The sequence below is a fragment of the Streptomyces coeruleofuscus genome (assembly GCF_039532725.1).
GTDB lineage: Bacteria > Actinomycetota > Actinomycetes > Streptomycetales > Streptomycetaceae > Streptomyces > Streptomyces coeruleofuscus.
In genome coordinates, this window is record NZ_BAAASE010000006.1 from 501,222 (window position 1) to 523,695 (window position 22,474).

The 22,474-nt window shown below is 70.9% G+C and carries 28 protein-coding genes and 1 pseudogene; 7 read left to right on the forward strand and 22 right to left on the reverse strand.

From position 1 onward, the window contains the following. Nucleotides 1-55 precede the first annotated feature (55 nt). The 3 genes from ABFX81_RS25830 (at nt 56) to ABFX81_RS25840 (ending at nt 2,482) form a co-directional block, all read left to right on the forward strand. Nucleotides 56-604 carry a DUF2269 domain-containing protein gene (locus ABFX81_RS25830; protein ID WP_346138719.1) on the forward strand — a complete coding sequence of 183 codons (549 nt, stop codon included), beginning with the start codon at nt 56-58 and terminating at the stop codon, nt 602-604. A gap of 104 nt (nt 605-708) precedes the next feature. Continuing rightward, a complete protein-coding gene (locus tag ABFX81_RS25835) occupies nt 709-1,296 on the forward strand; it encodes a TetR/AcrR family transcriptional regulator (protein WP_346138720.1) in 588 nt (195 codons plus the stop codon). Nucleotides 1,297-1,300: 4 nt separating this feature from the next. After that, nucleotides 1,301-2,482: a GDSL-type esterase/lipase family protein gene (locus ABFX81_RS25840; RefSeq protein WP_346138721.1), complete on the forward strand. Its 1,182-nt coding sequence runs from the start codon at nt 1,301-1,303 to the stop codon at nt 2,480-2,482. 156 nt (nt 2,483-2,638) lie between these two features. Here ABFX81_RS25840 and ABFX81_RS25845 read toward each other — a convergent pair whose 3' ends face one another. The 5 genes from ABFX81_RS25845 to ABFX81_RS25865 form a co-directional block, all read right to left on the reverse strand. Next, entirely contained in the window at nt 2,639-4,660 is a 2,022-nt protein-coding gene (locus ABFX81_RS25845; protein WP_086849242.1) for a helicase domain-containing protein, read from the reverse strand. A gap of 52 nt (nt 4,661-4,712) precedes the next feature. Continuing rightward, nucleotides 4,713-5,354 carry a TetR family transcriptional regulator gene (locus ABFX81_RS25850; RefSeq protein WP_086849244.1) on the reverse strand — a complete coding sequence of 214 codons (642 nt, stop codon included), beginning with the start codon at nt 5,352-5,354 and terminating at the stop codon, nt 4,713-4,715. A 50-nt stretch (nt 5,355-5,404) separates the two neighbouring features. Beyond that, nucleotides 5,405-6,154, reverse strand: a complete 750-nt coding sequence (locus tag ABFX81_RS25855; RefSeq protein ID WP_086849245.1) for an HAD-IA family hydrolase — start codon at nt 6,152-6,154, stop codon at nt 5,405-5,407. A 35-nt stretch (nt 6,155-6,189) separates the two neighbouring features. Beyond that, nucleotides 6,190-7,440, reverse strand: coding sequence for a phosphotransferase family protein (locus tag ABFX81_RS25860; RefSeq protein ID WP_346138722.1), 1,251 nt, complete (start codon nt 7,438-7,440; stop codon nt 6,190-6,192). 86 nt (nt 7,441-7,526) lie between these two features. Next, the gene (locus tag ABFX81_RS25865; RefSeq protein ID WP_086849247.1) at nt 7,527-8,414 is read right to left on the reverse strand and encodes a GntR family transcriptional regulator; all 888 of its coding nucleotides are present in this window, start codon (nt 8,412-8,414) and stop codon (nt 7,527-7,529) included. Between the two features lie 184 nt (nt 8,415-8,598). Here ABFX81_RS25865 and ABFX81_RS25870 point away from each other — a divergent pair, with 184 nt between their 5' ends. Next, nucleotides 8,599-8,790: a hypothetical protein gene (locus ABFX81_RS25870; protein WP_086849249.1), complete on the forward strand. Its 192-nt coding sequence runs from the start codon at nt 8,599-8,601 to the stop codon at nt 8,788-8,790. Between the two features lie 14 nt (nt 8,791-8,804). Here the strand turns inward: ABFX81_RS25870 and ABFX81_RS25875 are convergent, their stop codons facing one another. The 4 genes and pseudogenes from ABFX81_RS25875 to ABFX81_RS25890 all read right to left on the reverse strand — a co-directional run bounded on the left by ABFX81_RS25875 (nt 8,805) and on the right by ABFX81_RS25890 (nt 11,249). Next, complete coding sequence (locus ABFX81_RS25875) at nt 8,805-9,518, reverse strand: HAD family hydrolase (RefSeq protein ID WP_346138723.1); 714 nt, start codon at nt 9,516-9,518, stop codon at nt 8,805-8,807. A gap of 29 nt (nt 9,519-9,547) precedes the next feature. Further along, a pseudogene (locus ABFX81_RS25880) lies at nt 9,548-9,655 on the reverse strand (GntR family transcriptional regulator); the annotation flags it as partial. 5 nt (nt 9,656-9,660) lie between these two features. Beyond that, nucleotides 9,661-10,398: an HAD family hydrolase gene (locus tag ABFX81_RS25885; RefSeq protein WP_346138724.1), complete on the reverse strand. Its 738-nt coding sequence runs from the start codon at nt 10,396-10,398 to the stop codon at nt 9,661-9,663. Continuing rightward, nucleotides 10,398-11,249, reverse strand: a complete 852-nt coding sequence (locus ABFX81_RS25890) for a winged helix-turn-helix domain-containing protein (RefSeq protein WP_428837215.1) — start codon at nt 11,247-11,249, stop codon at nt 10,398-10,400. Before ABFX81_RS25890 ends, ABFX81_RS25885 begins: the two co-directional genes overlap by 1 nt. Nucleotides 11,250-11,423: 174 nt before the next feature. Here ABFX81_RS25890 and ABFX81_RS25895 point away from each other — a divergent pair, with 174 nt between their 5' ends. Continuing rightward, nucleotides 11,424-11,612 carry a hypothetical protein gene (locus tag ABFX81_RS25895; RefSeq protein WP_086849255.1) on the forward strand — a complete coding sequence of 63 codons (189 nt, stop codon included), beginning with the start codon at nt 11,424-11,426 and terminating at the stop codon, nt 11,610-11,612. A gap of 38 nt (nt 11,613-11,650) precedes the next feature. On the opposite strand, the gene ABFX81_RS25900 is transcribed toward ABFX81_RS25895, so the two are convergent. The 3 genes from ABFX81_RS25900 to ABFX81_RS25910 all read right to left on the reverse strand — a co-directional run bounded on the left by ABFX81_RS25900 (nt 11,651) and on the right by ABFX81_RS25910 (nt 14,752). After that, nucleotides 11,651-12,580 (reverse strand): GntR family transcriptional regulator, encoded by a 930-nt coding sequence (locus ABFX81_RS25900; protein WP_086849259.1) that lies wholly within the window; start codon nt 12,578-12,580, stop codon nt 11,651-11,653. Between the two features lie 202 nt (nt 12,581-12,782). Continuing rightward, nucleotides 12,783-14,045, reverse strand: a complete 1,263-nt coding sequence (locus tag ABFX81_RS25905; protein ID WP_086849261.1) for a GNAT family N-acetyltransferase — start codon at nt 14,043-14,045, stop codon at nt 12,783-12,785. A 74-nt stretch (nt 14,046-14,119) separates the two neighbouring features. Further along, entirely contained in the window at nt 14,120-14,752 is a 633-nt protein-coding gene (locus ABFX81_RS25910) for an RsiG family protein (RefSeq protein WP_086849263.1), read from the reverse strand. A 212-nt stretch (nt 14,753-14,964) separates the two neighbouring features. Between ABFX81_RS25910 and dtd the strand changes: the two genes are divergently transcribed. Next, complete coding sequence (gene dtd, locus ABFX81_RS25915; RefSeq protein WP_010036184.1) at nt 14,965-15,390, forward strand: D-aminoacyl-tRNA deacylase; 426 nt, start codon at nt 14,965-14,967, stop codon at nt 15,388-15,390. A gap of 19 nt (nt 15,391-15,409) precedes the next feature. Here dtd and ygfZ read toward each other — a convergent pair whose 3' ends face one another. Genes ygfZ through ABFX81_RS25930 form a run of 3 tightly spaced genes read right to left on the reverse strand, consistent with a single transcriptional unit; the run spans nt 15,410 to nt 17,415 of the window. Further along, nucleotides 15,410-16,375: a CAF17-like 4Fe-4S cluster assembly/insertion protein YgfZ gene (gene ygfZ, locus ABFX81_RS25920; RefSeq protein WP_086849265.1), complete on the reverse strand. Its 966-nt coding sequence runs from the start codon at nt 16,373-16,375 to the stop codon at nt 15,410-15,412. 10 nt (nt 16,376-16,385) lie between these two features. Then, entirely contained in the window at nt 16,386-16,823 is a 438-nt protein-coding gene (locus tag ABFX81_RS25925; protein ID WP_086602096.1) for a Fur family transcriptional regulator, read from the reverse strand. A gap of 16 nt (nt 16,824-16,839) precedes the next feature. Further along, nucleotides 16,840-17,415 (reverse strand): heme-binding beta-barrel domain-containing protein, encoded by a 576-nt coding sequence (locus tag ABFX81_RS25930; protein ID WP_086849267.1) that lies wholly within the window; start codon nt 17,413-17,415, stop codon nt 16,840-16,842. Between the two features lie 216 nt (nt 17,416-17,631). On the opposite strand from ABFX81_RS25930, the gene ABFX81_RS25935 reads away from it, so the two are divergent. Next, complete coding sequence (locus ABFX81_RS25935; RefSeq protein ID WP_086849269.1) at nt 17,632-17,994, forward strand: DsrE family protein; 363 nt, start codon at nt 17,632-17,634, stop codon at nt 17,992-17,994. Here ABFX81_RS25935 and ABFX81_RS25940 read toward each other — a convergent pair. The 7 genes from ABFX81_RS25940 to ABFX81_RS25965 form a co-directional block, all read right to left on the reverse strand. Continuing rightward, nucleotides 17,988-18,374, reverse strand: a complete 387-nt coding sequence (locus ABFX81_RS25940) for a VOC family protein (protein WP_086849271.1) — start codon at nt 18,372-18,374, stop codon at nt 17,988-17,990. The genes ABFX81_RS25935 and ABFX81_RS25940 overlap by 7 nt on opposite strands. Nucleotides 18,375-18,395: 21 nt before the next feature. Beyond that, a complete protein-coding gene (locus ABFX81_RS25945; RefSeq protein ID WP_086849273.1) occupies nt 18,396-18,656 on the reverse strand; it encodes a DUF3099 domain-containing protein in 261 nt (86 codons plus the stop codon). 86 nt (nt 18,657-18,742) lie between these two features. Further along, nucleotides 18,743-19,030, reverse strand: coding sequence for a DUF1416 domain-containing protein (locus ABFX81_RS25950; RefSeq protein ID WP_010036201.1), 288 nt, complete (start codon nt 19,028-19,030; stop codon nt 18,743-18,745). Between the two features lie 43 nt (nt 19,031-19,073). Continuing rightward, nucleotides 19,074-19,919: a rhodanese-like domain-containing protein gene (locus ABFX81_RS25955; RefSeq protein WP_086849275.1), complete on the reverse strand. Its 846-nt coding sequence runs from the start codon at nt 19,917-19,919 to the stop codon at nt 19,074-19,076. 137 nt (nt 19,920-20,056) lie between these two features. Further along, a complete protein-coding gene (locus ABFX81_RS42235; RefSeq protein ID WP_350310325.1) occupies nt 20,057-20,137 on the reverse strand; it encodes a putative leader peptide in 81 nt (26 codons plus the stop codon). A 203-nt stretch (nt 20,138-20,340) separates the two neighbouring features. Further along, on the reverse strand, nt 20,341-21,078 hold the full coding sequence (locus tag ABFX81_RS25960) for an LmeA family phospholipid-binding protein (protein WP_086849276.1): 738 nt from the start codon (nt 21,076-21,078) through the stop codon (nt 20,341-20,343). A gap of 279 nt (nt 21,079-21,357) precedes the next feature. Beyond that, nucleotides 21,358-22,473, reverse strand: a complete 1,116-nt coding sequence (locus tag ABFX81_RS25965; protein WP_086849278.1) for a hypothetical protein — start codon at nt 22,471-22,473, stop codon at nt 21,358-21,360. Nucleotide 22,474 lies beyond the last annotated feature (1 nt).

Here is a 22,474-nt window from a genome sequence, read left to right on the forward strand (position 1 = left end):
CGGTTTACTCCCGCCGTAAGACGCCTTCGCCGCCCCCTCCCGGCACGGTGGCAGCGTGAAGCCGAAGCAGAAGCCCCACCCGATTCCGAAACTCGGCCGCCCGGCGCGCCGGGCCGTTCTCGTCGTCCACGTCACGGCCTCCGCGAGCTGGCTCGGGCTCACGCTCGGGCTGCTCGCGCTCGGGACCACCGCGGCCGGCACCGGGTCCGCCGTGACCGTGGAGGCGTCCGTCCGGGCCATGAAGCTCTTCGCCGACTGGCTCCTGCTCCCCATCGCGTTCCTCACGCTGCTCAGCGGACTGGTGCTGTCCCTGGGCACACCGTGGGGACTCGTCCGGTACCGCTGGGTCTGCACGAAGTTCTGGCTGACCCTCGCCACGACCACCGCCACGGTGTTCGCCCTGCGCCCCGGGGTGAACTCCGCGGTCACCGCCGTCGCCGCGGGCGGGCCCCTGCCCGACGCCGGTGACGTCCTGTTCGGGCCGGTCGTCTCGCTGTCCGCATACGTCTTCATGACCGTGATCTCCGTCCTGAAGCCCTGGGGGCCGACCAGGCGGGGCAGGAGGCTGCGGGAGCCCGCTCGGCCTGCTCTGCAAGACGCGTGAGATGCCTTAGGCACACGACGCCTGAGGCACGCCTAAGGACGCAGAGATTTGCCTAATACACTTAGGTAGATGCACACTCCCTTATGGCAGAAGGGAGTGGCCATATGGCACGCGTAGGACTGACACCGGAACGCCTGACCCAGGCGGGTGCCGAACTGGCCGACGAGGTCGGCTTTGACCAGGTGACCGTCTCGGCGCTCGCCCGCCGGTTCGACGTCAAGGTCGCGAGCCTGTACTCGCACGTGAAGAACTCCCAGGACCTCAGAACCCGGATCGCGCTGCTCGCGCTCACGGAACTCGCCGACCGGGCCGCCGACGCCCTGGCCGGGCGGTCCGGCAAGGAAGCCCTGGCCGCCCTCGCGAACGTCTACCGCGACTACGCCCGGGAGCACCCGGGCCGTTACGCCGCGGCCCAGCTGCGGCTCGACCCGCAGACGGCGGCCGCGAGCGCCGGCGTCCGGCACGCGCAGATGACCCGGGCCCTGCTGCGCGGCTACGACCTGACGGAACCGGACCAGACCCACGCGGTCCGGCTGCTGGGCAGCGTCTTCCACGGCTACGTCAGCCTGGAGATGGGCGGCGGGTTCAGCCACAGCGCCCCCGACACCGACGACACCTGGACCCGGATCCTCGACGCCCTCGACACGCTGCTGCGGAACTGGCCCGCGCCCCCCACCGACCCCCGAGGCTGACACCATGCACACCGAGCACGACTGGATCACCACCCCCCTCACGGCGGACCTGCTGCGCGGCGCCCTCGACCTGGAGCGCACCGAACACGGGCTGCTCCCGCACCGGCTGCCCGCCCGGGCCCGCGCGCAGAACACCAACGCCCAGCTGGCCATGGCCGAGGCCCAGCCGTCCGGCGTACGGCTGGCGTTCCGTACCGCCGCGACCGCCGTCGAGCTGGACACGCTGCGCACCAAGCGCGACTACGCCGGCTTCCCGCCCCGGCCGGACGGCCTGTACGACCTGCTCGTCGACGGGCGCCCGGCCGGCCAGGCCGCGGGGACGGGCGGCAACGTCCTCACGATCGACATGGCCACCTGGGACGGCGAGGTCACGCCGGGCCCGGTCGGCACCGTGCGCTTCACCGGCCTGCCCGCGCGCGAGAAGGACGTCGAGATCTGGCTGCCGCACAACGAGACCACCGAGCTCGTCGCCCTGCGCACCGACGCGCCCGTGGCACCCGTGCCGGACCGGGGCCGCCGGGTGTGGCTGCACCACGGCAGTTCGATCAGCCACGGCTCCGACGCCGCGAGCCCGACCGCCATCTGGCCCGCGATCGCCGCGTTGCTCGGCGGGGTGGAACTGGTCAACCTCGGTCTGGGCGGCAGCGCGCTGCTCGACCCGTTCACCGCGCGCGCCATGCGGGACACCCCGGCCGACCTGATCAGCGTCAAGATCGGCATCAACATCGTCAACGCGGACGCGATGCGGCTGCGCGCGTTCGGCCCGGCCGTGCACGGTTTCCTCGACACGATCCGCGAGGGACACCCCGACACCCCGCTGCTGGTCGTCTCCTCCGTCCACTGCGCCATCCACGAGGACACGCCCGGCCCCACGGCCCCGGACCTCAGCGGGCTCGGCGAGGGCCTGCTGCGGTTCGCCGCCATGGGCGACCCGGCGGAGGTGGCCGCGGGGAAGCTGACGCTCACCGTCATCCGGGAGGAACTGTCCCGCATCGTGCGGCAGCGCGCCGCGGACGACCCGAACATCCACTACCTCGACGGCCTCGATCTCTACGGCGAGTCCGACGCGGCCGAACACCCCCTCCCCGACGAGGTCCACCCGGACGCGGCCACCCACCGCCACATCGGCGAACGCTTCCACGAACTGGCCTTCACCGGAGGCGGCCCCTTCGCCCCGGGCTCATGACCCGGCGCGGCGGCGTCCACACCCTGTGGACGCCGCTCGGATCGGACTCCCCGAGGAGCGGATCACCGAGAAGGAGATCCGCCCGGCCGACGGATCACGCATCCGCACCTCACGGTGCCGGAGCACCCGACAGGCCTAGCCGCGGCGGCATCGCGGCTAGAACGGCAAGGCCCTCCCCCGCACCACCTCCAGCCGTGACACCGCCCGCGTCAGCACCACGTAGAGCCGGTGCAGCCCCCGTTCCTCCGCCTCGGCGATCGCCGCCGGTTCGACGGCCACGACATGGTCGTATTCGAGGCCCTTGACGACGCTCGCCGGCACCAGGGACACCCGCGCGCCGAGTTCCTCCGGGCCCGCCGCCCCGATGCCGGCCGCGTCCAGGGCCGCCCGCATCCGGGGCACGTCCGCGTCCGCCGCGACGACCCCGACCGAGCCCTCCCGCCCCAGTGCGTCCCGTACGGCCTCCACGACCGCTCCGGGCACGCCGTCCGGGGACGTCTCCCGCATCCGCAACTCCCCGTCGCCGCGCAGCGAACGGGCCGCCGGTACGTCCACGTCCAGGCGCTCCAGCAGCCGGTTGGCCAGGCCGACGACCGCCCGCGGCACGCGGAAGCCGGTGGTCAGCTCGACCACGGCCGCGTCCGGTTTCCCCAGGTGCGCCAGGACGGTGTGCCACGACCGCGCCGCCCACGGCGTCGTCCCCTGCGCCAGGTCGCCCAGGACCGTCAGCGAGCCGAAGGGCGCCCGGCGGGCGATGGCCCGGCATTCCATCGGGGACAGGTCCTGCGCCTCGTCGACGACGACATGCCCGTAGCCCTCCGGGTGCTCGATCAGCCCGGCGACCTCGTCGAGGAGCACCAGATCGGCGGCCGACCAGCGCGCCGACTTCCACGACCGGGGCGGCTTCCGCCACAGCAGCGCCCGCTGCTCGCCGGGGTCCAGCAGCCCGTCGGCGGCCTCCGCCAACACCCCGGGGCCGCCGAGCAGTTCGGCCAGGACCTCCTCGGGCCGCACCCGGGGCCAGACGGCGTCGACGTACGCGGACAACGGCCGCGCCCGCTCGACCCGGCGCACCCAGGCGTTGGTCTGCGGCCCGGCCCGTCGCTCGGCCTGCTCGCGCACCGACCGCACGATCCGGGACCGCACCCGCTCCCGGCCGACCCCGTACGGCGGTTCCTCCTCCCGCACCCGGGCCACGATCCGCGCCAGCTCCGCCGCCGGCACCCGCCACCGGTACGCCCCGTCGGGCACGGCGAGCCCGTCATCGTCACCGCCGCCGGCGCGCACGCGCGCGTACAGCGCCCGCCGCAGCACCTCGGCCATCCGGGCGTCGTGCTTGACGGCGGCGGTCGCGGGTTCGTCGCGGCCGGCGACCGGATGCCGTGCGATCTCCTCGGCCAGGGTCGACTGCCGCACTCCGGTCTCGCCGAGGGACGGCAGGACCTCCGCGATGTACGACAGGAAGGTGCGGTTGGGCCCGAGGATCAGCAGACCGCCGCGCCGGATGCGCTGCGGGTGCGTGTAGAGCAGATACGCGGCCCGGTGCAGCCCGACGGCGGTCTTGCCGGTGCCGGGCGCCCCCTGCACGCAGACCGACGCCGCCAGGTCGCCGCGTACGAGGTCGTCCTGCTCGGGCTGGATGGTCGCGGCGATGTCCCGCATGGGCCCGACGCGGGGCCGTTCGATCTCCCGGGCGACGATCTCGCTGGCCCGCGTCTCACCCTCCCCCAGGTGCTCGTCCTCCAGGCCGGTGAGGTCGCCGGAGTCGCCCCGGCTGCCGGGCGCCCACCCGAACCGCCGGCGCACGGCGACGCCCCGGGGATCACGCGCGGAGGCCTGGTAGAACGCCCGCGACACGGGTGCGCGCCAGTCGACGACGAGCGGCGGTTCGGCCGGGTGCTCGGTGATCCTCAGCCGCCCGATGTGCAGCTCGCCCTGCTCCCCCTGCAAGGCCCCGAAGAACAAGGGTCCCTCGGGCAGTTCGCGCAGCGCCTTGGCCTGGCTGCGCAGCCGGTATCCGAGAACCTCGGCGTCGGCACCCGACGCGGAGACGTCCTCGCCGGTGACGACCTGCTCGTCGGCCCCTTCGACCATCGCGGCGAGGGCGGCCCGGCAGCGGTCGTGGTGGGCGCGTTCACGGCTGAGAGCGTGCTGGAGGGCGGGTTCGGTCGGCGTCATTCCACCGAGCGTACCGAAAGAATGTAACCGAGTTAAATTTATTACTCGGTATCTATTGCTCGGTACCGCTGCTGGGCCGGTCCGCCCGGACCCGCGGCGGCAGCCCCGCCGCCAGCCGTCCGAAGGCCCGCTCCGCCGCCGCCACCGCGTCGGGCCGCACGTCCGCCACCCGCTCCCCGGCCGCGATCCGCCGCCAGTTCTCCATCGCGAGGATGCGCCGCACGGCCATGATCTGCCCGGCCGCGAGCCGCGCGTCCAGATCACCCCCGAGCACCTCGGCGAGCGCGGCCTCGGCCCGCTCCTGGTGCGCGTACGCCCGGGCGACCAGGGAGGGCGTCCCGTAGAGCAGCTCGTGGAAGGCGAGCACCCGGGGATCGTCGTTCAGCCCGGTCACGGGATCGGACCGCTCCAGCCCCTCAAGAAAGTGCCGCCGCAAGGCCTCCACGGGCTCCCCCTCCGCCTCCGCCACCACCCGCGCGGCCTCCCCCTCGTGGTCGGCGATCCGGTGCAGGACCAGATCCTCCTTCGCCGGGAAGTACCGGAACAGCGTCGGCTTGGAGATCTCGGCCGCCGCCGCCACCTCGGCGACGGACACCGCGTCGAACCCCTTCTCCAGGAAGAGCCGGACGGCGATGTCCGACACGACCTGGTACATCCGCTGCTTCTTGCGCTCCCGCAGCCCGATCTCGCTCATGCGGCGAGCCTACGGTCCGCGTCCGCCGGCGGCGGCACGGCGGCACGGCGTCACGACCCGGGCCCCCACTCCCCCTCGATCAACGGCCCGTACGAGGTGACCACCGTCGGGGCCGCTGCCCGGCACAGCGCGCGGACCTTGCGTTCGTTGCGTCCGTAGCCGACGAACTCCACGCCCGCCCGTGCGGCCGCCTCCACGTCCGTAGGCGTGTCGCCGATCATCACCGCGTCGCCGGGGCCGAGGCCGAGCACACGCAGGGCGCGGAACAGGACGTCGGGGTGGGGCTTCATCAGGCCCGGGTCGTCGGCGCGGCGGCCCTGGACCGTGGCGAAGTACGGGAGCAGTCCGCGCCGGTCGAGATGCGCCTCCGCCGCCAAGGGAGAGTTGTTCGTGACCACGGCCAGAGTCGCTCCCCGGCGCGCGAGTTTGCGGATGAGTGCGTCCGCGTACGGGGTGTGCCACTCGTGGTGGGCGGCGACGAGTTCGGCGGCAGCGAGTTCACCGGCCGTGACCCGTTCCTCCAGGACGCGCAGCAGCTCTCGCAGGCCGGGCGCCCCCGCCCGCAGGGCTCGATGCACCGCGCCCAGGACGACATGCGGATCCTTGTGGGTCCGCTCCGCCGCACCGAGGACGTGAGAAGCACCGAAGGCCTCGATCTCACGCCGGAGTTCGTCGGCGATCGGTTTCGACCTGTCCTCGGGAAAGAGCCGGCAGATCGGCCCGTCGAAGTCGAAGAGCACGCAGCGGGCCCCGGCCAGCGCTCTGCTCACGTCCGTGAACACGTCGACGTCGACAGCCATTGCCGTATCCGCCCGCCTTCCCGCCTCGGCCCGTCTCAGCCCGGCATGCCCGTCGGTTCCCTGCGCTCCGCGGCGGCCGGACGGAGCTGCCGGACACGAAGTCGCTGCCCCTGAGGACGCCGGGTTATGTGTTCCTGTTTCAGCCCGTCACCACCGGGCAGGTCCGCAACCGACCGAGTACGCCATTCCCGGTCAGCGGCATGCCACCGGCGCAGTGCTTCACGGACCTCGCCCTCGTCCCGGGGATCACCCGTGAGTTTCAGCGGCTGCCAGGCCCGGCGCAGCGCACGGCACACCCGGTCGGCCGCCTCGGACAGTTCATGTTCGGCGGGACGCTCGGGCAGGTACAGGGCGGCCCGCATCACGTCCGGGTAGAGCGACTGGACGTACTCGAAGTCGCGGTAGGCGCGCAGCCCCCGGTCCAGGTCGGCGGTCATCTCGCCGTGGCCGGTGCTGCGCATCGCCTGGGTCCACAGGTCGATCATCACCTCGCGCTCCTCCTTGGCGTAGTCCATCCGGACCAAGTGCGTCGCGAGGTCGTGCAACGGGTCGCCGTACAGGGCGAGTTCCCAGTCGATCACTGCCAGGCGCTCACCGTCGGCCCCGGGCAGGACCAGCACATTGCCCCGGTGGACGTCGGTGTGCAACAGGGCGAAGGGGCGCTGGGCCGGGGTGCGAAGGGTGTCCAGGAAGCGTTCCACGGCGTCGCGGGGAATGCCCACGGCGTCGAACAGCATGCCGAAACGCGGCCGATTGGCCTGGTGCACCCGCTGCTCGGTGAAACCGGCCAGCCACCTCAGGAAACCCTCACTGTCGCCGTCGTCCGGCCAGTCCACGGGCAGCGGAGGCAGACCTTCCCCTGGCACCCCGGCCGTCTCTGCGAAGAATCCGGCGAGCGTGGCCAGCCGGTCCGGGCCGATCCGCTGTCCTGCGGGAGCCACCTCGGCGAGGGTGGGGCCCGGCAGATACTCGTGCAGAGACCATTCTCCGAAGTCCGCCAGGCAACGCGGCACATGACGCACGCGGCCGTCGAGCACCCTCAGCAGCTCGGACTCCCGTCGCCACAGCCGCGGCACTACTTCGACCGCCTGCCTGGGCGTGCGGAACTTGGCGAGAACGTCTCCCGACCGCTGCCGCAGCAGGAAGGCCAGCGGAGTTCCCAGGGGCAGGACGAGGTTCGTGTTGTGATGGCCGGAAACCACCTCCCCGTCGGGGCTGCGGCGCCTTGCCTCCGCGAGTCGGCGCACCAACGAGTGGAACGCTCTGCGGTGCAGAGGGGACGACATGAGCGCACAGAGTAGTACGACGACAGGTGTGACTCACGGCGTGTCACTATATGGACAACCTCCTTCACGCTCTGTGCCGGGGGATCTCATTTCTCTCGACGTCCAGTTGAACCAAGAACATTCCAAGCCGACTGAAACCAGTCGCGTTTCTCCTCGAAGAGCGCCACTTCCCGGGGATCCACGGACCGGCTGTGGAAGTAGTGGAGCTTCGAGAAGGCGCCGAGCACATCCACCGCCTCGACCTGCGTCTCCTCTTCGTCGTCGAGCGTGATGACGGTCCTCTCCGGCAGGTACGTCCCGTACAGCACGTGCTGCTCGTTGAGGACGTACAGCTTGAAGGTGGGCGTCAGCGGTACACGCTTGACCTCCAGACGGGCATCGACGCCACGTCCTTCGAACTGGGCGACCAGTTGGCCCATCTCCCTGGCGTACCGGCGCGCCATCGTCCGCCAACGCCGGTGGATCCGAACGTCGTCCGGATCCACGGCCCGGGGATAGGCCAACGGGTGGTCCTCGCTCGGCACCAGCATGCGGATGCGCAAGGCCCGCGGCGGAGCCTTCTTCTCGACGATGACGCGTTCCGCCTGCCGCTTGAGGTGGCCGTACAGGGTCTCGGAGGTCAGCGTGAAGACATCGAGGCCGACCTCTCCCGTCTCCTGGAAGGCGCGATCGATCCACGAGCCGAGGGCAGGCGGGGCCGCCGCCTCGTCAACGACCGCTTTCGTCGGCCCGGACGGCACGGCCCGGACATAGCTCCCACTGCCATGACGGATCTCGAGCAGGCCTTCGTCGGCGAGTTGGTTGAGGACGCCCCGGAGCGTGTCCCTGGAGACGCCGAGACCCGCGGCCAGCTCCCGTCCCCCCGGCAGTGCGCTGCCCACCGGGTACGTCCCGTCCGCGATGCCTTTCCGCAGGAGCTCCGCCACCTGCAAGAACCTGCGGCCGGCACCTTCCTTCTGCGCTGAGCTGGTCATGGTCAGAACCTACCGCCCCCGTGCCGGAATCACACCACTCTCAGTCAAGTTTCACCCAACCGGATACCGACCAATTGGACTGACGATTAAGGATCTCCCCATACGGTTAGTCCACTTCTAGGCCACCAGTCCAATTGGCGGCCAGTTGACGGCCCAACGGCCGACGACACACAAGGGGGACACCGTGGTGATCGCGCCGGCTCTACAGCTCATCGGTGTGGTGCTCGTGCTCGGCTTCGAGCAGCTCGTGCAGTGGAAGCTGGGGGCGATGGGGCTGGTCGCCCTGTTCCTCCTGGCCGTGGGCCTGAAGGCACGGAACTCGACGTGCGCGTCCCTCGGCGCGGTGATCCTGCTGCTTCTCATGACGAACCGCTGAGCCGCGGCGGGCCCTCAGCGCCGCAGAAGCTCCAGCAACGGCTCAAGTGACGGCAGGACGACCTCGGCACCGGCAGCCCGCAGCGATGTGACCGCCGGGTCGCTGCGCGCGTACCCCAGGAACGGTACGCCCGCTTCCTTAGCGGCAAGGCAGTCGGTAGGGGTGTCACCGATCATCAGGGCGTCGGACGGCGCGGTGCCCATGGCGTTCAGCGCCCGGTTGAGGCAGTGCGGGTCCGGCTTGAGCAGCTGGAGGTCTCCGGTCCGGCCGTAGACATGCGGAGAGAAGCAGGGGAGCAGGTCACGGCCGGTGAGGTACTGCCGTATCACCCGCGGGGAGTTGTTGCTGGCGACGGCCAGGCGGGCACCGACAGCCGTCCAGGTGCGGATCAGCGGGTCCGCGTACGCGGTGGGCAGTGCGGTGGCCGCGGCCCGCAACTCCTCCTGGGTGAGGCGTTCCTCCAGCTCCACGGCCAGGTCACTGCCGGGGTACCGGTGGCCCACGGCGCGCAGAATCACATGGGGGTCGAGGGACTCACGTTCGGCCCCCGTGAGCACGCCGTGCAGACCGCGGCCCTCCAGCCAGGACACCAGGTCGCGGGCCACCCCCTCCGCCGAGTGGCGCGCGAACAGGCGACAGATGGGCCCGTCGAAGTCCCACAGCACGACACGGGCACGTCTGATCAGATTGCGGAGTTCGTCCGGATCACCTTCGGTCGCGATTCTCACCGCATCAGTCTGCTTCGTATCAGGAGTCACTAGGAGAGTGTCAGGTCCGTCGAGATGGTTTCCCAGAGGGCGTCGAACCACTTCTGCGATTCCTGCACGAACGCCCCGTCCCGTGGACCCGCTCGTTTCGCGAAGCGGGCGATCAGCGCCTCCTGAGCACGATCAGGACCTCGTCCAACGAGCGCACGATGTGCGACCGGTCGACTCCTGCGGTGACCAGCAGGTCCAGCTTCCGCTGGTTGCGGGCGTAGCCGAGGAACGGGATGCCCAGCGCCTGCGCCGCCTGGTAGTCCGTCCCGGCGTCGCCCAGCATCAGTGCCTGTGACGGGTGTGCGTCCAGGGACTCCAGGGCCCGGGACAGGCAGTGCGGGTCGGGCTTCATCCGGGCGAGGTCCTCGGTGCGCCCGTAGATGTGGGAGAAGCAGGCCGTGAGCCGCCGGCTCTCCGTGTAGGCGGCCGCGGCACGGGCCGAGTTGTTCGTGGTGATGGCGAAACGGGCACCCAGGGCCCACCACGTCATGATGAGCGGATCGGCGTACGGCGTCGGCCATGCCCTGGGGACGGCGGCGAGCTCCTGCTCGGTGAGCCGCTTCTCCAGGTGGCTGATCAGGCCGGCCTCCGGATGCCGGAAGTAGACCGCGAGCAGCACGCCCTGCGGGTCCGGGCACAGGCGTTCCTCCTCGGTGAGGAGCCCGTCCGGCCCGAGCCGTTCGATCTCCCTCACGAGGTCTCGCGCCACCTCGTTCGCCGGACGGCCCGCGAACAGCCGGCAGATCGGCCCGTCCAGGTCCCAGAGGACGTAACGAACCGGAGCGAGTAGCTCCCGCAGCTGTTCGGTCGACGCCGTCACCACACCGGTCCGCGTCGTATGAGAGGTCACTAGGAGAGTGTCAGGTCCGTCGTGATGGTTTCCCAGAGGGCGTCGAACCACTTCTGGGTCTCCTCCACGAGCCGGGCATCGCGGTTCCCGGCCTGCTTCAGGAACGAGAAGAGGAGGGACTCGGAGCCGAGCGCGTCGTACATGTCCAGCGTTCGGCTGCCCCACGCCTCTTCTCGCCGGGTCAGCATGTAGTACCCCATCAGCACTTCCTGGCCGTTGAGCACGTACAGCTTCATGGGCGGGGTGAAGGGCAGCGCCCGGAAGCGGACCTGTACGTCCATGCCGTGCGTGGCGCGCAGGGTCAGCAGGTTGTGTTCGAGGACCCGGAGCTGGGCATTGCGCATCTCCAGCCAGCGCTGGTGCACGGGGTCGTCCTCCCCCTGCTCCTCGACGAGACGGGGGAAGGCCAGGTTGATGTCCCGGGAGGGGAGCAGCACGCGCAGGTCGACCGACTCGGGGCGGCTCCCGCCCCCGTGGATGCGGCGCAACGGCTCCCCGAGGGCCACCATCAGGGTCTCGGACGTGTGGCAGACCACGTCGAGATGGACGGCCGTCGTCGAGAACGCCTCCGCCAGCCGCGGTGCCAGGCCCACCATCGTCGGCTGGGGCTCGTCCCGGGCCGGGGCCGGTGCGGCGATGCGCGGCGGGCTGCCCTTGCTGACGTTGGTGAGCAGGCCGTCCTCCTGGAGTGCCCGCAGGGCCTGGCGCACGGCGCCGCGCTCCACACCGAACTGTTCCGCGAGTTCCGCCTGGGTGGGCAGGCGGTCTCCCGGCTTGAGCTCACCGGCGCGAATACGTTTCCGCAGGTGGTCGGCGATCTCCTGGGGCGAAAGCCTGCTGCTGCCGTTCACTGCCACGTTCTCCTGGGTCACGACCAAACGCTACAACTTTGATCCATCTAGCGGGAGTTGTTTGAAAGTTGTTTATGAGTAGGGGCCAAGTGGGGACAACTTAATCAGAGTTGGTTGCCAACTTCTCAGAGTTGGCGGAAGTTTTGCTTCCGAACTTCCGAAGGGGGAACTCCGATGCCCGCCCTCGCTCTCCTCTCCGCCGCCTTCGTCGTCGCCTTCGAGCAGCTCGTCCAGTGGAAGTACGGTCCGGCCGGCATCGTCGGCCTGATCCTTCTCACCGTGGGCATCAAGGCCAAGAGCCCGGCCGTCAGCTCCGCCGGAGCGGTCGTGCTCGCGCTGCTGATGGCGGGCCCCGCCCGATGAGTCACCGCACCGCCCCGGTTCAACCCGCGTGGGAGACGTCAGCTCGTGAGCACCAGCTCCGAACTGATCGTCTCCCACAGTGCGTTGAACCACAGGTGCGACTGCTCGACGAACGTCGTGTCCCGCTGGCCGTGGCCCTGCTGGAAGGAGAACAGCATCGACCGGGTGCCCTGGGCGTCGTACATCTCCAGCTGCTCGTGGTCGATCTCGGCCTCCCGGCGCATCAGCGTGTAGTACGCGAACAGCGCCTCCGTGTTGTTGAGCAGGTACAGCTTCACCGGCGGGGTGAAGGGCAGCGCCCGGAACGTGACGCGCACGTCGATGCCGTGCGTGGCGCGCAAGGCCAGGAGGTTGTGCCGGAGGACCTGGCCCTGGGCGTTGCGCATCGCCAGCCACCGGTCGTGCACCCAGTCGTCGCCGCGCCCCTCGACCGGCACCGGGAAGGCCAGGTCGATGTCCCGGCTCGGCAGCAGGACCCGGACGTCGACCTTGGCCGGTTTCAGCCGTCCGGCGTGGATCTGCCGCAGCGGCTCTCCGATGGCGAGCGTGAGGGACACGGAGGTCAGGCACACGGCGTCGATCTCGACGTGCTCCGCCGCGAAGGCCGCCGCGATCCGGGGAGCCAGGGCCACCGTGGTGGGCAGCGGCGGGGTCTGCGGGCCGGTCAGCGCCCTGTCCGGGTCGGGGGCGACGGTCGCCGGGCTGCCCTTGGACACGTTGGTGAGCAACCGCTCGGACTGGAGGATGCGCAGGGCCTGGCGTACGGCACCGCGCTCGACGCCGAACTCGTGGGCCAGCTGGGCCTGGGTGGGCATGCGTTCGCCCGGCCGCAGTGCTCCTGACCTGATCCGGGCGCGCAGTTCGTCGGCCACCTCGTGATGTGTTCTCTGTGGCCGCTGCGACCTCTTCCGTCCATTGACGGAGGCGTGTTCCGGGTCCACAACCCGAACAGTACAACTTCCCGCCATCTTTGGGCAGTTCAGCACCAGGTGGTTATGAGCCGCTTCCAAGCGGAGATAAGTACAGAGAGTTGGTAGCCAACTTGGGTGACATGGTCAGCTCTTCAAGGGGTTGGCCATCCATCATGGGGCTCCCTTCCGGAGGGGAGCCGGGAGCCCCGAACAGCTCGCTACGGATGCGGGATCCCTGTCGTCGGCGGAAGGGAGCGGTTCAGAACAGGTCCGGGCACCAAGGCCGCCTGGACGTACGCAGCAGGGCGTCGGCCTTCCGGGCGGCGCCCGCTCGTTCTTCCCGCACCCGGCCCAGCGCCGCCAGCCGCACCGCCGACTCGTCCCCGAGCCACAGCGCCCCCAGCTCGACCAGCCCGAGCGTGATGTCGGCGCTCTCGGTGGTCGGCGTACAGGACGCCCCGGCGGCCGAGGCCTCCAGCCGGTAGCGTCCGCCGGTCAGACCGTCGACGCCGGTGACCTCCAGCACCAGCGTCCCCTCCCCCTCGTACGTCCGCGCCTCCAGCGCCCGTACGACGTCCAGGATCCGCACCCACAGCCAGTCCGCCAGCGAGGTGATGCTGGCCGCCCGCGGATCGGGCAGGACGTGCGGGAGCAGGTCGTCGGGAGCCCGCCAACCGCTCTTGACCCTTACGACCCAGTCGATGGAGCAGAGGTACTGCCACAGGGCGCGCTCCGCGGCCGGCGTGACGCCGATCAGCCACCTCACGGTCGCCGTGTTCAAGGGCTGCTTGCCATCGCCCCAGTTGTCGTCCACGTCGTAGGCGGCCATGCCCTCGACCTCGCCGGACGCCGAGCGGTACACGGCGAAGAAGGGCTGCTTCCACGACGGGTCGACCCGTACGGCGCCGGTGTTCCACTTCCACCACAGCTCGTCGCGGTCGATGGCGCCGGGCTGGCGGCGGCACAGCCGCTCGTGCAGGTCGGGGCCGAGCTTGCGGACGTCCTCGCCGTCCACCAGGTCGATCCGCCCGCCGTCCGCCGGGCCCGCCCAGCGGGCGTCGAGGCCGGCGCGCGGCACGTCGACCGTCCACTCGGCCATCCACGTCGCCGGTCCGAAGCCGTACCGGCCGTAGATCGGGTACTCGGCGGCGATCAGCGTCGCGACGACGTCCCCGCGCTCCTTCGCGGCCGCCAGGTCCCGCGCCATCATCCGGCTGAGCAGCCCGCGGCGGCGGTGGGTGGCGTGGACGGTGACGCCCGAGACGGCGTCGGCCGCCACCCTCGCCCCGCCCACCACCGTGAGCTCCTGGTCGAAGGACCGGAAGGTCGCCACGCACCGGCCGCCGTCGAAGGCGCCGAGGTAGCGGCCCGGGACGAACCGCTCACGGCGGCCCTCGATCTCCTCCTCGGACACGGCGGGCACCCGCAGGAAGCCGGTGTTCACGGCGCGCAGCCAGTCGGCGAACTCGGTCTCGGTGATGGGGCGTACGTCGATGCCGTCGGCGCGGGGAGTGGCGGTCATGGCATCACGCTAGGCGGAGGGCCGGTCGGTGTCGCGTAAATATCCGACCGGCCCTCACCGTGCCCCCCAGCCACTCACACGAGCAGGTCGTCGACCTGGGCCTCCCCCTCGCGGTACCGGCGCGCGATCTCCGCGCTGCACTCGTCGGCCGTGCGCTGGAGCCGCTGCCGCCGCCGGGAGACCTGCTGCTCGTAGCGCACGAGCCGCCCCATCGCGGTGCTCAGCTCCAGGTCCGTCCGTGCGTCCAGGTCGGACAGCTCGACCTCGGCGAGCATCTCCGCGGCCAGCCGCCGGTACTCCTCGCCCTGCGGCGTCCCCAGGGTCACGTGGCGGGCGGAGGAGCGGTGGCGGGCCGGGGCGTCCAGCAGGATCTCCGCGAGCCGCTCGACCACGGACGCCTCCGCGGGTGCGGCGACGGAGGCCGAGCCCACCGGGGTGCGCCGCGTCAGCTCCGCCCGCAGGATGTCGATCCGACCCTGGAGCAGCCGCCGCAGGTAGCTGAGGTCGGCTTCGTCGCGCTGGGCCTCGCGGCGCAGCGTGCGCAGCGCGGGCAGGCTCAGCGCGGCCAGCTCGCGTTCTGGTGCGTCCGAGGGCAGCGGCGGACTGTCGGTGCGCTGTGTGGGGGGCCGGTGGTACTCCGACGCCCCGATCCCCGTCTGGCTCGACCAGACAGCCCCCAGCGGATGCCCCGTACTCGATGTGCTCATGTGCCTCAACCGTCCCCTCGACCGGTGTGTGAAAGCATCGTGCCACCCCAACTGGCCGCTATGGGAACGAGTGCCCCCGATAGACCCCAGATGGGCGGTTAAGCAGCAAAATACGGCCGTGCGCGGTCTGTTGGCGTCTTGCGCAAACCACCCTTTCGGGCCATGAGCGAACCACCGGCGGCCGCGCGTTCACCGCCCTGCATGATGGACGTATGCGAGCAGTGGTGCAGAGGGTGGACGGCGCGAGCGTCGTCGTGGACGGCGAAACCGTAGGGGCGATCGAAGGCGAGGGGCTGTGCGTCCTCGTCGGCGTCACGCACGAGGACACCAAGGAGAAGGCGGCCCAGCTGGCCCGCAAGCTCTGGTCGGTCCGCATGCTGCACGACGAGAAGTCGTGCAGCGACATCGACGCCCCGCTCCTGGTGATCAGCCAGTTCACCCTCTACGGCGACGCCCGCAAGGGCCGCCGCCCCACCTGGAACGCCGCCGCCCCCGGCGACGTCGCCGAACCGCTCGTCGACGAGGTGGTCGCCCAGCTGCGCTCGCTGGGCGCGACGGTGGCCACGGGCCGCTTCGGCGCGGCCATGCGCGTATCACTGACGAACGACGGCCCGTTCACCGTGCTGATCGAGATCTGACCCGAAAGAACTACAAGCTCTACGGCTCGACGACGACTTCCTGGGCCGCGGCCGTGTCACCGGCCACCAGCGGGGCGTCCAGGGCCACGTTCCGCTTCACCAGCGCGAGGGCGACCGGCCCCAGCTCGTGGTGGCGTACGGAGGTCGTGATGAAGCCGATCTTCCGGCCGTCGGGCCCGTCGTCCGCGAGCCGGAGCTCGGTGCCGGCCACCGGCAGGTGGACCTCGCTGCCGTCCAGGTGCAGGAAGACCAGCCGGCGCGGGGGCTTGCCCAGGTTCTGCACCCGGGCGACCGTCTCCTGGCCCCGGTAGCAGCCCTTCTGGAGGTGCACCGCCGAGCCGATCCAGCCCAGCTCGTGCGGGATGGTGCGGTGGTCGGTCTCGAAGCCGAGGCGGGGCCGGTGCTGCTCCACGCGCAGCGCCTCGTAGGCGAGGATCCCGGCGGGCGGTCCGGCCTGCCCGGCGTACGCCTCCAGGTCGGCGCGCGGCAGGAACAGGTCCCGTCCGTACGGCGTCTCCCGTACGGCCACGCCCTTCGGCACCTCGGCGATGGAACCGGCCGACAGGTGCACCACCGCGATGTCGGCCGTCCGGTCGGCGACCTCGACCCTGTAGAAGAACTTCATCGACTCCAGGTACGCGATCAGCGCGTCCTGGGTGCCCGGCTCCACGTGGGCCCAGACCGTCTCGCCGTCGTCGACGAGGTAGAGGGCGTGCTCGATGTGGCCGTTCGCGGAGAGGATCAGCGCCTCGGTGGCCTGGCCCGCCGGGAGGTCGCTGACGTGTTGGGTGAGCAGCAGGTGCAGCCAGGCGAGCCGGTCGTCGCCGGTGACGGTGACGACCCCCCGGTGCGAGAGGTCCACGAAACCGGTGCCGTCGGCGAGGGCACGCTGCTCGCGGAACAGATCGCCGTAGTGGGCGGCGACGCCTTCGTCCACGCCCTCGGCGGGGACGGCGCCGGGCAGGGTCAGCAGGGGGCTCTTCATATGCGTAAGCCTACGACTCGGTAGTTGAAGCCTTGAGCGTGCAGTCCTCGCACCGGCCGAAGATCGCGAAGTGCTTCATGTCGGTGTCGAAGCCGAACGTCTCCCGCAGCTTCGCGGTGAACTCGGCGGCCACGGCCACATCCGCCTCGATGACGTTCTGGCAGTCACGGCAGACCAGGTGGAGGTGGTGGTGCCGGTCCGCGAGGTGGTACGTCGGCGCGCCGTGCCCCAGATGGGCGTGGCTGACCAGGCCGAGCTCCTCCAGCAGCTCCAGCGTCCGGTACACCGTGGAAATGTTGACCCCCGACGCCGTCTTCCTCACTTCCACGAGGATGTCGTCGGGGGTCGCGTGCTCCAGGGTGTCCACGGCTTCGAGCACGAGTTGCCGCTGCGGGGTCAGCCGGTAGCCGCGCTGCCGCAGATCGCTCTTCCAGTCGGTGCTCACCACACCGGCCAGTCTAGAACTACTTGAAGAAAGCGATCCCGTCGTCCGGCATGTCGTCGGGCAGGGCCTTGGCCCAGCGCTCGACCTCCTCCGGGGTGACGACCTTCTTCAGGTGGGCCGACATGTAGGGGCGCAGCTCGACCTCGGGGGTCTGCTTCTCGCCGACCCACATCAGGTCGCTCTTGACGTAGCCGTACAGCCGCTTGCCGCCGGTGTACGGCTGGGAGGCGGCGGTGCGGGCCACGGCGTCCGTCACGAGGTCGATCTGCGGCTTCTTGTCGGCCAGCTCGCCGTACCAGATCTCGATGACGCCGTCGTCGCGGGTCATCGTCACCTCGACCTTGCGGTCGGCGTCGATGCGCCAGAAGCCGTGCTCGGACTCCAGCGGCCGGACCTTGTTGCCGTCCTTGTCCAGCACCCAGCTGTGGGAGCGGTACTCAAGGAAGTCCCGGCCGTCGTGGGTGAAGGCGACCTCCTGCCCGAAGTTGCACTTCTCGGAGCCGGGGAAGTCGTGCACCCCGGCACCGGCCCAGTTGCCGAGCAGGAAGGCGAGCGGCACGAGGTCTTTGTGGAGGTCGGACGGGATCTCGATCATGAGAGGTTCCTAGACGTGGGTCAGCGCTGGCCCTGGTACAGCTTCTTCACGGTCAGTCCGGCGAAGGCGAGGACGCCGACGGCGACCAGGACCAACAGGATTTCGAAGAAAAGCTCCACGGGGTGCTCCTTGAGCGGGCTGCGGATGTGTGCACGGGGCCGGGCCCAGCTTACGCGGGCCCCTTCGGCCCTACGATTCCGGACTACGATTCCGGCTATGGCGAAGAAGCTGGTGATCAAGGTGACCGCGGGGGCGGACGCCCCCGAGCGGTGCTCCCAGGCGTTCACGGTGGCGGCGGTGGCGGTGGCCAGCGGCGTCGACGTCTCCCTGTGGCTGACGGGCGAGTCCGCCTGGTACGCCCTGCCCGGCCGCGCCGCCGAGTTCGAGCTGCCGCACGCGGCCCCGCTCCCCGACCTGCTCGACTCGGTCCTGGCGGCCGGCCGCGTCACCCTCTGCACGCAGTGCGCGGCCCGCCGCGAGATCACGGAGCAGGACGTCATCAAGGGCGTCCGCATCGCCGGCGCCCAGGTCTTCGTCCAGGAGGCCATGGCGGAGGACGCCCAGGCGCTCGTCTACTGAGACGCCTCCGCGGCCTCGGTGTAGAGGCAGAAGGGGTGGCCCGCCGGGTCCAGGAGCACCCGGACGCCGTCCTGCGGCTGGTGCTCGGCGAGGCGCGCGCCCTCGGCGAGGGCCCGTGCGGTCTCGGCTTCCAGGTCGTCGACCTCGATGTCGAGGTGGATCATCATCTGCTGCCGGTCCGGCGTGCTCGGCCAGACGGGCGGCCGGTAGGCGGGCTCGGTCTGGAAGGACAGTCCGGTACCGCCGTCCGGCGGCCGGATGTGCACCCAGTCCTGCCAGTCCTCCCCGCGCCACACCCGCCAGCCGGGCAGCAGCCGCAGGTAGAAGGCGGCCAGCTCACGGGCGTTCGGGGCGTCCAGAGTCGCCGCCGTCAGGCGCACGGGTGCTCCCCCCTCATCGGTTCAGTGCCGGTGCCTCTTGCCGTCCAGCTCGTCCCACCACTCGTCGGACTTGGGGTCTCCGGACGGATCGTCCCACCAGCGGTCGTCCGGGCCACGCCGGTTCGCGACCATCGCCGCGACGGGCGGGATGACCATGGCGACGAGGCACATCCCGACGGCGACGGGGACGGACCACAGGCGGACGACGCCCCAGGCCAGGACGAACAGCCCGATGCAGCCGCCCATCATCGCGAAGTACGTGCGCCGGCGTCGTGCGTACATGCCTCCAGCGTAGGTCCGGGCATGCCGAAGGGCCGCACCCCAGGCGTCCAACCCGTGGGATGCGGCCCCTCCTGGCACTGTCGCCGTCAGACGGCGATCGCGACCTCCGCCAGGCCGCCCTTCTGGGCGACGACCGTGCGGTCGGCGGTGGCGCCGGGCACGAGGGCACGGACGGTCCAGGTGCCCTCGGCCGCGTAGAAGCGGAACTGTCCGGTCGCCGAGGTCGGCACCTCGGCCGTGAACTCGCCGGTCGAGTCCAGCAGACGGACGTAGCCGGTCACGGGCTCGCCGTCCTTGGTCACCTGACCCTGGATCGTGGTCTCACCGGGCTTGATCGTCGAGGCGTCCGGGCCGCCGGCCTTCGCTCCACACATGTCGTACTCCTGAAGAGAGGTCTTGAAAGGTCGGTCGGTTCGTTTACTTGTTGGCGCCGAGCTCGATCGGCACACCGACGAGGGAGCCGTACTCGGTCCAGGAGCCGTCGTAGTTCTTGACGTTCTCCACACCGAGCAGCTCGTGCAGCACGAACCAGGTCAGCGCGGAGCGCTCACCGATGCGGCAGTAGGCGATGGTGTCCTTGGCCAGGTCGACGCTCTCCGCGGCGTAGAGCTCCTTGAGCTCCTCGTCCGACTTGAAGGTGCCGTCGTCGTTGGCGTTCTTGGACCACGGGATGTTGCGGGCGCTCGGCACGTGGCCGGGGCGCTGGGACTGCTCCTGCGGCAGGTGGGCCGGGGCGAGCAGCTTGCCGGAGAACTCGTCGGGCGAGCGCACGTCGACGAGGTTCTGCGAGCCGATCGCCGCCACGACGTCGTCGCGGAAGGCACGGATCGACGTGTCCTGCGCCTTGGCCTTGTAGTCGGTCTTCGGGCGCTCGGGCACCTCGTCGCCGGGGACCAGCTCGCGGGCGTCGAGCTCCCACTTCTTGCGGCCGCCGTCGAGGAGCTTGACGTTCTCGTGGCCGTACAGCTTGAAGTACCAGTACGCGTACGAGGCGAACCAGTTGTTGTTGCCGCCGTACAGGATCACCGTGTGGTCGTTGGCGATGCCCTTCTCCGACAGGAGCTTCTCGAAGCCCTCCTGGTCGACGAAGTCACGACGGACCGGGTCCTGGAGGTCCTGGGTCCAGTCGATGCGGATCGCGTTCCGGATGTGGTTCTTCTCGTAGGCGGACGTGTCCTCGTCCACCTCGACGATGGCGATGGTCGGGTCGTCCAGGTGCTCCTGGAGCCAATCGGCGTCGACCAGGACGTCGCTGCGGCTCATGGTTCTTCTCCTCCGGGGCAGTTACGGCGGGGCGTGCGAGGTCTGCAGGGCGCGCCCTTGAGGCAGGGCGGCGCACGAGTGCCCTTGATGCAGGGCTGCGGGGATGCGCGCGCCGGCGCGACTGCCGACGCGATCGCTCAGAAGGTGCGACAGAGCATGGCGGCGACGCGGCACAGGTCTACTGCCCGCCGCTTCGTGAGATCCGCCTGTCGCTTCATGCCGTCGATCGTAGGGACGGTCAGGCACGCGTGTCACCGGCGTGTCGAATGGTGAGACGGGAAAATCCACGATGTGGGATCGAGGGGGTTCGGGGAGGTGTGGGGCAAGGGTCGTGCCCGAATGTTTCCGCCGTCACATCTGAGCTACGGACGTCACCGTCTCGCCCACCGGACACCCCAGGTCCGGGCCGTCTGGCGCCTTTCTACCCGGCCAGGCGGACGTTGGAACCCTTCACCGTGATCTCGACGCCGTTCGGCGCGGCCTGGACCTTGTCCAGCTTGATGCCGCCGGGCAGGCCGTCGATCCTCTGCTGGAAGTCGGTGATGGCCCGGACCCGGGACTCGGCGATCTCGACGCCGCCGAACTTGGGCAGACCGTCGGCCTTCACCCGTACGGTGCCGTCGATCACCGTCACCGAGCTGAGCACGGAGACCGGTTCGGGCAGCTTCGTGCCGAGGACGGTGGCCTCGACGGTCACCTTGATCTTGCCGTTGCCGCCGTCGGAGAGGCCGACGACGTTGGCGGTGACGCCCGGGGCGACCTGGGTGGGCTCGGACTTCGCCGTCTTCAGCAGCTCGTCGTAGGCGATGGTCGCGGTGCCGGTGGCGCTGGTGGCGGTGGCGGAGCTGTAGTCGCCGGAGAACTCGACGCCCCGCATGTCGGCCCGGAGGTCGTCGATACGGATCTTCTCGGCGCCGTTGCCCGCGGCGGCCTCGTAGTTCGTGATGCCGACCTCGATGTCGTCCAGGGAGCCGCCGACGACCTGGGTGAGGAACGGGAAGCCCTTGATGGACACGTCCGGGGTGGCGGAGAGGTTCTCGGTGGCCTTCAGGCGGTCGGCGGCCTCGCCCTCGGCGAAGTTCACGGCGACGCGGTCGGCGATCACGAAGAGCCCGCCCAGGATCACGACGACGATCAGCAGTATTCGCAGTGCGCGCATGCGGTGTTTCCCCCACCTAGGCGGTTGGACGGCGGTCCGGTGTTCGACGACCGAGCGGCCGTCCTTGCGTGAGGGTAACTCCGTGAGCGGTGGGGGCCCTGGGTTTTGTGGATCATCTGTGACAGGGCGGGTGCCCGGCGTCGGTGCTGAGGCCGGGTGGGTCCGCAGCCCGGCGGAACGGGGTGCCGCTGCGCCCACCCGTGCCGCCTGGGGGCACCTCCCAGGCCCTCAAGGCACTGGGGGAGGCACGACTGCCCGCAGCCAGGGACGCGGGACGCGCTAGGCCAGGGCCCGCCCCAGTACGTAGACCGCCGGGGCCGCCGCGGACAACGGCAGGGCCACGCCCGCCGTGAAGTGGACGAAGCGGGACGGGTAGTCGTAGCCGGCGACTCGGTGGCCGATCAGGGCGCAGGCTGCCGCGCCCGCGCCCAGGAGGGCTCCCGACGTGCCCAGGCCCGTCAGCGAGCCGGCCGCGGCACCGCCGCCCGCCGCCGCGAGCAGCGCCACCACCACCGACGCCGGGGTCGGCAGCGGCAGGGCGCGGGCCAGGACCGCGACCGCCACCGCGATCGCGCCCACGGTCACCGCGTCCGCCTCGGCCGCGAGGTACCCGCCCGCCACGATCGCCAGCGCCGATGCCGCGACCGTCGCCATCAGGCCGTACATCCGCTCGTCCGGGTCGGCGTGCGACCGCAGCTGGAGCACCAGCGCGAGCAGCACCCACACCCCGAGCGTGCCCAGGATCGCCGAGGGCGAGCGGTCCGACGCCAGCAGCGCCGCGTCCGCGGCCAGCGCGCCCGCGAAGCCCAGCGCGATGCCCTGCCGGGCCGGCCACATCCCGTTCAGCCGGAACCAGCCCGCCGCCGTGACGGCCTGGAGGACGACGAGCGGCACCAGCAGCGCATACGTGCCGACCGCCGCCGCGCCCGCCAGCAACAGCCCCAGCAGCGCCGTCAGCGCGGCCGGCTGCATCCCGGGGTCGATGATCGGCGACCGCCCCTCCGCCCGCGCCCGCTGCGCGTCCGTGATCCGAGCGTTCCCGGCGACGGTGGCCGGGCCGTACTCGGCGGCGGAAGCAGGGGTGGGAGCGGGAGCAGGAGGCTCGTACCCCTGCGGCGGCAGATACGCCGTCTCCTCCGCCGCCGTCACCTGCGCGGACACCGGCGCCTGCGCCTGCGTCTCCCAGGTCTGCCCCTGCCACTGCTGCGTGTACTGCTGAGCGGCGTACGGATCGTCGTACCCCTGATAGCCCTGCTGCCCCTGATGGCCCTGCTGCCCCTGCGGGTAGCCCCGCTGGTGCCCATGCCCGGGCCACCCCTGCGGGGTCTGCGGCGTCCGCGGGGTCTGCGGCTGCTGCCCGTAGGGGTCATAGCCGTCGTACGGCTGGTTGGTCATC